Annotated in this window: 2 protein-coding genes; one reads left to right on the top strand and one right to left on the bottom strand. The window is 55.0% G+C overall.

Annotated features, from left to right (window positions below; translation table 11 throughout):
* Positions 1 to 206, bottom strand: a 206-nt coding sequence (locus VMT30_06145) for a hypothetical protein (protein ID HVQ44520.1), incomplete at its 3' end; no start/stop codon positions are given.
* 237 nt (positions 207 to 443) lie between these two features.
* Here VMT30_06145 and VMT30_06140 point away from each other — a divergent pair.
* On the top strand, positions 444 to 1,736 hold the full coding sequence (locus VMT30_06140) for an ISNCY family transposase (GenBank protein ID HVQ44519.1): 1,293 nt from the start codon (positions 444 to 446) through the stop codon (positions 1,734 to 1,736).
* Positions 1,737 to 2,028 lie beyond the last annotated feature (292 nt).

Genomic DNA, 2,028 nt, shown 5'->3' with positions numbered 1-2,028 from the left:
GCGGTGTCGGTGATCCACGCCGTTGGTTGTGCCGCAACGGGAATGGAAGTCAGATATTTTGCGTATTCGGTGGACAAATATGCGGAAGCTTGCGCGGCGAACTGGTAATACTTGAGCTCCGACAGGACATGCCCCGCCTTGTCCCTGGCATCGTCGGCATCGGCCGGGAAACCGTCTTGTATCTTCTCCTGAAGCAGCAATTCCAAATTCGATTTTCCTGACATTCCTGACGCAGAGCTGCCGACTGTTTCGCATCGCGGGGGAAAAATAGTTTAGGAAAAACCAAAAGAGAGCTTGTAAACTTTCTGGTTGCGTGTTAACTTTTGCGCAATTAATTTTTAGCGCGCAATATCGCTTCCTACTGCATGGCCATGTCCACGTCGAAGCCGGAGCACCGCACCGATGTGTTTGCCATTGCGCTGCCCGCATTTTCCCGCGCCAGTTTGCTGGGTCATGTGCGCGCCGCTTTGACAGATCTGCCCGATGGCCGTCTGCCAAGTAACGCTACGATGTTCGGGATGATTGACGCGGGCCTATCGGCGTTTTCGGTGTGCTTTACCCAGTCGCCCTCGTTTCTGGACTGGCAAATCCGGATGCAGGAAGCGCACGGGCGGAACAATGCCAATTCGCTGTTCGGGGTACACCAGATACCGTCGGTGCCGCAAATTCGCAACCTGCTCGATCCGGTGCCGCCGCAAGCGCTGTATCCGGTGATGGCGCGGATCGGCGACACGCTGTACGAACAAGGCCATCTGGAAGGCCATCGCTCAATCGGTGGCACCATGCTGGTGGCCCTGGACGGCACTGATTTCCACTCCTCGAGAAACATTTCCTGCCTCTGCTGTACGCAAGCCAGGCAAAAAGATGGCAGCGTGCGTTACCGCCATATCGCTGTGACGCCGGTGATCGTGGCGCCCGGGCAGGATAAGGTGGTCGCATTGCCGCCGGAATTCGTCACCCCGCAAGATGGCCACAACAAGCAGGATTGCGAACTGGCCGCGGCCGGACGCTGGCTCGACACTTGGGGCGCACACTACGCGGCACGCGCGATGACCGTGCTCGGCGACGATCTGTATTGCCATCAGCCGTTTTGCGAAAAAGTGCTCGCGCTCAAGGCCCACTTCCTGCTCTCCTGTAAGCCTGAATCGCATTCGACGCTCTACGAATGGGTGGCAGACCTGAACCGCAACGGCACCATCAACACCGTGGCCGTGGCGCGACGCGTCGGCAAAAAACACGTTACCGATACGTATCGTTTCGCCAGCCACCTCCCGCTGATCAACAGCGATGCGGCGCTGCTGGTCAACTGGCTCGAACTGGTCACCACCAACGAGGACGGCAAAGTGACGTTCCGCAATGCCTGGGCTACTTCCCACGATGTCGATAAGAGCAATGTCGCGGAACTCGCGAAAGCCGGCCGCGCGCGGTGGAAAATCGAAAATGAGAACAACAACACCTTGAAGACCAAGGGGTATCATTTCGAGCACAACTTCGGACATGGGAAAAAGCATCTCGCCAACCTGATGGCGACCATGATCCTGATGGCCTTTCTGCTGCACACTGCGCTTGACTGGCTCGATGATCGCTATCGCGAGATACGCGCGAAGCTGCCATCACGCCGCACCTTCTTCGAGCACGTGCGCGCTCTCATGCAGTACTTGCCCTTCGACAGTTGGGACCATCTCATGGCTTTTATGCTTGCCAGCTTCGAACCAAAGCCGGACAAAACCGGATAGCATGCCCGATTATTCCGTCGTTAACGAGTTGCGTCAAAATTAGCTATTGAATTTGGAATTGCTGGTCTTGCCATGCCGCTTTGACAATCTGCTCAAAGTCGTCAAAAAACGGGCGGACGAGAATCTCGGCTTCTTCTTTGTGAATAAATGGCATAAAACTCACTCCTTGGTAGCGATCGGCGTATGATACGCGGCAACACCATTTTTAACAACAAATTATTCCAAAAATATTCTATTGTGTGCCAGGAAGCTGTGCTGTATATTTGTACAGCACCGCATATAGTGATATAAA

The sequence above is a fragment of the Candidatus Saccharimonadia bacterium genome, assembly GCA_035544015.1.
Lineage (GTDB): Bacteria > Patescibacteriota > Saccharimonadia > UBA4664 > UBA4664 > UBA5169.
The sequence above is the reverse complement of the archived record's forward strand: the minus strand, read 5'-3'. Positions and strand labels throughout refer to the sequence as shown.